Source organism: Mesorhizobium sp. L103C119B0 (assembly GCF_000502235.1).
GTDB lineage: Bacteria > Pseudomonadota > Alphaproteobacteria > Rhizobiales > Rhizobiaceae > Mesorhizobium.
The window spans coordinates 174,844-180,893 of sequence record NZ_AYXE01000012.1 but is presented as its reverse complement, the minus strand read 5'-3'; the positions used below and the strand labels follow the sequence as shown (position 1 = coordinate 180,893).

At 62.4% G+C, this 6,050-nt stretch carries 12 protein-coding genes; all 12 read left to right on the top strand.

What is annotated here, in order from left to right:
• Positions 1-785, top strand: a 785-nt coding sequence (locus X728_RS146260; RefSeq protein ID WP_023832215.1) for an elongation factor Tu, incomplete at its 5' end; no start/stop codon positions are given.
• 69 nt (positions 786-854) lie between these two features.
• Complete coding sequence (gene rpsJ / locus X728_RS146265; protein ID WP_010909272.1) at positions 855-1,163, top strand: 30S ribosomal protein S10; 309 nt, start codon at positions 855-857, stop codon at positions 1,161-1,163.
• A gap of 61 nt (positions 1,164-1,224) precedes the next feature.
• Positions 1,225-1,953: a 50S ribosomal protein L3 gene (gene rplC, locus X728_RS146270; protein WP_023691244.1), complete on the top strand. Its 729-nt coding sequence runs from the start codon at positions 1,225-1,227 to the stop codon at positions 1,951-1,953.
• Entirely contained in the window at positions 1,953-2,573 is a 621-nt protein-coding gene (gene rplD, locus X728_RS146275) for a 50S ribosomal protein L4 (RefSeq protein WP_023698816.1), read from the top strand. Before rplC ends, rplD begins: the two co-directional genes overlap by 1 nt.
• Positions 2,570-2,863, top strand: coding sequence for a 50S ribosomal protein L23 (locus X728_RS146280; RefSeq protein ID WP_023672751.1), 294 nt, complete (start codon positions 2,570-2,572; stop codon positions 2,861-2,863). Before rplD ends, X728_RS146280 begins: the two co-directional genes overlap by 4 nt.
• Positions 2,864-2,886: 23 nt before the next feature.
• A complete protein-coding gene (gene rplB, locus X728_RS146285) occupies positions 2,887-3,720 on the top strand; it encodes a 50S ribosomal protein L2 (protein WP_023706515.1) in 834 nt (277 codons plus the stop codon).
• A gap of 16 nt (positions 3,721-3,736) precedes the next feature.
• Positions 3,737-4,015: a 30S ribosomal protein S19 gene (gene rpsS / locus X728_RS146290; RefSeq protein ID WP_006205463.1), complete on the top strand. Its 279-nt coding sequence runs from the start codon at positions 3,737-3,739 to the stop codon at positions 4,013-4,015.
• A 2-nt stretch (positions 4,016-4,017) separates the two neighbouring features.
• Positions 4,018-4,407 (top strand): 50S ribosomal protein L22, encoded by a 390-nt coding sequence (rplV, locus tag X728_RS146295; RefSeq protein WP_006205462.1) that lies wholly within the window; start codon positions 4,018-4,020, stop codon positions 4,405-4,407.
• Positions 4,407-5,132, top strand: coding sequence for a 30S ribosomal protein S3 (gene rpsC, locus X728_RS146300; protein WP_023672753.1), 726 nt, complete (start codon positions 4,407-4,409; stop codon positions 5,130-5,132). The genes rplV and rpsC overlap by 1 nt, the downstream gene beginning before the upstream one ends.
• A 26-nt stretch (positions 5,133-5,158) precedes the next feature.
• Positions 5,159-5,572: a 50S ribosomal protein L16 gene (gene rplP / locus X728_RS146305; protein WP_006205460.1), complete on the top strand. Its 414-nt coding sequence runs from the start codon at positions 5,159-5,161 to the stop codon at positions 5,570-5,572.
• Between the two features lie 13 nt (positions 5,573-5,585).
• Positions 5,586-5,786, top strand: a complete 201-nt coding sequence (rpmC, locus tag X728_RS146310) for a 50S ribosomal protein L29 (protein ID WP_006205459.1) — start codon at positions 5,586-5,588, stop codon at positions 5,784-5,786.
• Positions 5,787-5,797: 11 nt separating this feature from the next.
• On the top strand, positions 5,798-6,037 hold the full coding sequence (gene rpsQ / locus X728_RS146315; protein WP_010909280.1) for a 30S ribosomal protein S17: 240 nt from the start codon (positions 5,798-5,800) through the stop codon (positions 6,035-6,037).
• The last annotated feature ends 13 nt before the right edge of the window (positions 6,038-6,050 follow it).

The window sequence follows — 6,050 nt, the reverse complement described above, 5'->3', positions numbered from 1 at the left end:
TTTCGACGGCGCACGTCGAATACGAGACGGCAGCGCGCCACTACGCCCATGTCGACTGCCCCGGCCACGCCGACTATGTGAAGAACATGATCACGGGTGCTGCGCAGATGGACGGCGCGATCCTGGTGGTGTCGGCCGCCGACGGCCCGATGCCGCAGACCCGCGAGCACATCCTGCTTGCCCGTCAGGTCGGCGTGCCGTCGATCGTGGTGTTCCTGAACAAGGTCGACCAGGTCGACGACGCCGAGCTGCTCGAACTGGTCGAGCTCGAGGTTCGCGAGCTTCTGTCGAAGAACGAGTTCCCCGGCGACGACATTCCGATCGTCAAGGGTTCGGCGCTGGCTGCTCTTGAAGATTCCAACAAGACCATCGGCGAAGACGCGATCCGCGAGCTGATGGCTGCGGTCGATGCTTACATCCCGACGCCGGTTCGTCCGCTGGACAAGCCGTTCCTGATGCCGATCGAAGACGTGTTCTCGATCTCGGGCCGTGGCACGGTCGTCACCGGCCGCGTCGAGCGCGGCATCGTCAAGGTCGGCGAGGAACTGGAAATCATCGGCATCCGTCCGACGACCAAGACGACCTGCACGGGCGTCGAGATGTTCCGCAAGCTGCTCGATCAGGGCCAGGCCGGCGACAACATCGGCGCGCTGCTGCGCGGCGTTGATCGTGAAGGCGTCGAGCGCGGCCAGGTTCTGGCCAAGCCCGGTACGGNGCTGCGCTTCGCCATCCGTGAAGGCGGCCGCACCGTCGGTGCCGGCATCGTCGTCACCATCAAAGAGTAATTTGGACTTAAACCGATCTGTCGCGGGCGCAGGATTTGCCCGCGCCGCGCCAGAACAAGGAAGTGACGCATGAACGGACAGAATATCCGCATCCGCCTGAAGGCGTTTGATCACCGCGTGCTCGACGCCTCGACGAAAGAAATCGTGTCGACGGCCAAGCGCACCGGAGCAAACGTCCGCGGCCCCATTCCGCTGCCGACGCGGATCGAAAAGTTCACGGTCAACCGGTCGCCTCACGTCGACAAGAAGAGCCGCGAGCAGTTCGAGATGCGCACGCACAAGCGTCTGCTCGACATCGTCGATCCGACCCCGCAGACGGTCGATGCTTTGATGAAGCTCGATCTGGCCGCCGGTGTCGACGTCGAGATCAAGCTCTAAGGGAATGAGAGCGCGGTAAGGGGCGGTGCCCCTGGCCCGGAACTCTAAAGGAATTGAACCGATGCGTTCAGGTGTGATTGCAAAGAAGGTGGGAATGACCCGCATCTATAATGATGCCGGGGAACATGTTCCCGTCACCGTTCTCCAGATGGAGAACTGCCAGGTCGTGGCTCAGCGCACGCAGGAGAAGAACGGCTATACGGCCGTCCAGCTCGGCGTTGGCCTTGCCAAGGTAAAGAACACGTCGAAGGCGATGCGCGGCCATTTCGCGACCGCTTCCGTCGAGCCGAAGGCGAAGGTCGCCGAGTTCCGCGTCTCCGCCGACAACATGATCGATGTCGGCGCCGAGATCACCGTCGAGCACTTCGTCGCCGGCCAGAAGGTCGATGTGACGGGCACGACGATCGGCAAGGGTTTCCAGGGCGTCATCAAGCGCCACCACATGGGTGGTGGCCGCGCGACGCACGGTAACTCGGTTTCGCACCGTACGCACGGTTCGACCGGCCAGCGTCAGGATCCGGGCAAAGTGTTCAAGGGCAAGCATATGGCTGGCCACATGGGCGACACCCGCGTCACCACACAGAATGTCGAGATCGTTTCGACCGACGCCGATCGCGGCCTGATCCTGATCCGCGGTGCGGTTCCCGGATCGAAGGGCGCCTGGATCCTGGTCCGCGATGCGGCCAAGGTGGCACTGCCGGCCAATGCGCCGAAGCCTGCCGCGATCCGCCCGGTTGCTGCAGCTAGCGCTGCCACGAACGAGGCTCCGGCCGCAGAGGGAGCAGAATAATGGATCTCAAGATCACAACGCTTGGCGGCAAGGACGCCGGCAAGGTGAAACTCTCCGAGGAGATTTTCGGCCTTGATCCGCGCGAGGACATCCTGCAGCGCGTCGTGCGCTGGCAGCTGGCCAAGCGCCAGCAGGGCACGCACAAGGCCAAGGGCCGCGCCGAAATCGCGCGCACCGGCGCCAAGATGTACAAGCAGAAGGGTACGGGCCGCGCCCGTCACCATTCGGCACGCGCTCCGCAGTTCCGCGGCGGCGGCAAGGCCCACGGCCCGGTCGTTCGCAGCCACGAGCACGATCTGCCGAAGAAGGTGCGCGCTCTGGGCTTGCGGCATGCTCTCTCGGCCAAGGCCAAGAGCGCGTCGATCATCATCATCGACGAGCTGAAGCTGACCGAGGCCAAGACGAAGGCGCTGATCGCGAATTTCGCGACGCTGGGCCTGACCAACGCCTTGGTGATCGGCGGTGCCGAGCTTGACCAGAACTTCAAGCTGGCGGCGACCAACATCCCGAACATCGACGTGCTGCCCATCCAGGGCATCAACGTCTACGACATTCTGCGCCGCGGCACGCTGGTCCTTTCGACGGCCGCCGTCGAGGCTCTCGAGGAGCGCTTTAAATGACCGACCTCCGTCATTACGACGTGATCGTCTCGCCGGCGATCACGGAAAAGTCGACCATGGCTTCCGAGAACAACCAGGTTGTTTTCAACGTCGCCAAGAAGGCGTCGAAGCCGGAAATCAAGGCCGCTGTCGAAGCGCTGTTTGGCGTCAAGGTTACGGCCGTGAACACGCTTGTCCGCAAGGGCAAGATCAAGCGCTTCCGCGGCACGATCGGCCGCCAGAGCGACGTCAAGAAGGCGATTGTGACACTGGCCGACGGCCAGTCGATCGACGTCGCGACGGGTCTCTGAGCTAGGCCGCGAGGACAACAAACATGGCACTTAAAAAATTCAACCCGGTAACGCCGAGCACCCGCCAGCTGGTCATCGTCGACCGCTCGGGCCTCTACAAGGGCAAGCCCGTCAAGGGCCTGACCGAAGGCCTGACCAAGTCGGGCGGCCGCAACAATCACGGCCGCATCACGGCCCGCTTCATCGGCGGCGGTCACAAGCGTTCGTACCGCATCATCGACTTCAAGCGCCGCAAGTTCGACGTCGTCGGCACGGTCGAGCGCATTGAATACGATCCGAACCGCACCGCCTTCATCGCGCTGATCAAGTATGACGATGGCGAGCTGTCCTACATCATCGCTCCGCAGCGCCTTGCCGCCGGCGACAAGATCGTGGCCGGTGAATCGGTCGACGTGAAGCCGGGCAATGCGATGCCGCTGGCCTCGATGCCGGTCGGCACGATCGTCCATAACATCGAGCTGAAGCCGGGCAAGGGCGCCCAGGTTGCCCGCTCGGCAGGTGGCTACGGCCAGCTGGTCGGTCGCGATCAGGGCATGGCGATCCTGCGCCTCAACTCGGGCGAGCAGCGTGTCGTTCACGGCTCCTGCATGGCCACCGTCGGCGCCGTGTCGAACCCCGACCACGGCAACATCAACGACGGCAAGGCCGGCCGCACGGTCTGGCGCGGCAAGCGCCCGCACAATCGCGGCGTGACCATGAACCCGGTCGACCATCCGCATGGCGGTGGCGAAGGCCGCACCTCCGGTGGCCGTCATCCGGTCAGCCCGTGGGGCAAGCCGACCAAGGGCAAGAAGACGCGGTCCAACAAGGCGACCGACAAGTTCATCCTGCGCTCGCGCCATCAGCGCAAGAGCTAAGAAGAGGTAACGCCAAGTGACTCGTTCTATTTGGAAAGGCCCCTTCATCGACGGCTACCTTCTCAAGAAGGTGGACAAGGTTCGTGAAGGTGGTCGCAATGAGGTGATCAAGATGTGGAGCCGTCGCTCCACCATCCTGCCGCAGTTCGTCGGCTTCACCTTCGGTGTCTACAACGGCCAGAAGCATGTTCCCGTCTCGGTGAACGAGGACATGGTCGGTCACAAGTTCGGTGAATTCGCTCCGACCCGGACCTATTACGGTCACGGCGCGGATAAGAAGGCGAAGAGGAAATAATCATGGGCAAGGCCAAAGCTCCGCGCAGGCTTGCTGACAACGAAGCGCGCGCCGTTCTGCGCACGATCCGTATCAGCCCGCAGAAGCTGAACCTGGTTGCCGCGCTGATCCGCGGCAAGAAGGTCGCGACAGCGCTTTCCGATCTCGAATTCTCGGCCAAGCGGATTTCCGGCACGGTCAAGAAGACGCTGGAATCGGCGATCGCCAACGCGGAAAACAACCACGACCTTGACGTCGATGCGCTGATCGTGGCGGAAGCCTATGTCGGCAAGTCGATCGTCATGAAGCGGTTCCATGCTCGTGGCCGCGGTCGCGCCAGCCGTATCGAAAAGCCGTTCTCGCACCTCACGATCGTCGTTCGTGAAGTCGAAGAAAAAGGGGAGGCCGCATAATGGGCCAGAAAGTCAATCCGATCGGTCTGCGCCTCGGCATCAACCGCACCTGGGATTCGCGCTGGTTCGCGAACACCGGCGAGTACGGCAAACTGCTGCATGAGGACATCAAGATCCGCAAATATCTTGAAAAGGAACTCAAGCAGGCTGCGATTTCGAAGGTCGTGATCGAGCGCCCGCACAAGAAGTGCCGCGTCACCATCCATGCGGCGCGCCCGGGCCTGATCATCGGCAAGAAGGGCGCCGACATCGAAAAGCTTCGCAAGAAGCTGATGGAGATGACGAAGTCCGAGACGCACTTGAACATCGTTGAAGTGCGCAAGCCGGAAATCGACGCGACCCTGGTCGCCCAGTCGATCGCCCAGCAGCTCGAGCGTCGTATCGCGTTCCGCCGCGCCATGAAGCGCGCCGTTCAGTCGGCGATGCGCCTGGGCGCCGAAGGCATCCGCATCAACTGCGCCGGCCGTCTCGGCGGCGCCGAGATTGCGCGCATGGAATGGTACCGAGAAGGCCGCGTGCCGCTGCATACGCTGCGCGCCGATGTCGACTACGGCACGGCCGAAGCGCATACGGCTTACGGCATCTGCGGCGTCAAGGTCTGGGTGTTCAAGGGCGAAATCCTCGAGCACGATCCGATGGCTTCGGAGCGTCGCGCGACCGAGGGTGATGCTGCGCATGGCGGTGGTGGCGATCGCGAACGCGGTCGTCGTCGCGAAAACGCCTGATTATTTAGGAATTTGGAGTTAGAACGATGCTGCAGCCAAAGCGCACAAAGTTCCGCAAGCAGTTCAAGGGCCGTATCCATGGTACCGCAAAGGGCGGCACCAACCTGGATTTTGGTGGTTTCGGGCTGAAGGCGCTTGAGCCGAACCGCGTCACCGCGCGTGAGATCGAGGCGGCCCGCCGCGCGATCACTCGTGAGATGAAGCGTGCCGGCCGCGTGTGGATCCGTATTTTCCCTGATGTGCCGGTGACGTCGAAGCCGACCGAAGTGCGCATGGGCAAGGGCAAGGGCGCTGTCGATTACTGGGCGGCGCGCGTCAAGCCGGGCCGCATCATGTTCGAGATCGACGGCGTCAACGAAGAAACCGCCCGTGAGGCGCTGCGTCTCGGCGCGGCCAAGCTCTCGGTCAGGACGCGCTTCGTACAGCGCATCGCAGAATAAGGACGGGCTGATCATGAAAGCCGAAGACATCCGGACGAAGACCCAGGACCAGCTGACCGACGATCTGGCCAGCCTGAAGAAGGAGCAGTTCAACCTGCGCTTCCAGAAGGCCACCGGCCAGCTCGAGAAGACCGCGCGCGTGCGGCAGGTTCGCAAAGACATTGCGCGTATCAAGACCATCGCTGCGGAAAAGTCCGCGGCCAAGAAGGCTTAAGGACGAAAATCATGCCAAAGCGCATTCTGCAGGGCACTGTCGTCAGCGACAAGAACGAGAAGACGGTAGTCGTCAAGGTCGAACGGCGCTTCACGCATCCCGTGATGAAGAAGACCGTGCGCATGACCAAGAAGTACAAGGCGCACGACGAGAACAACGCCCACAAGGTCGGCGATCAGGTGTTCATCCAGGAATCGAAGCCGATTTCCAAGGACAAGCGCTGGATCGTCGTGTCTTCGGACCAGGCGTAACAAACCGAATTTT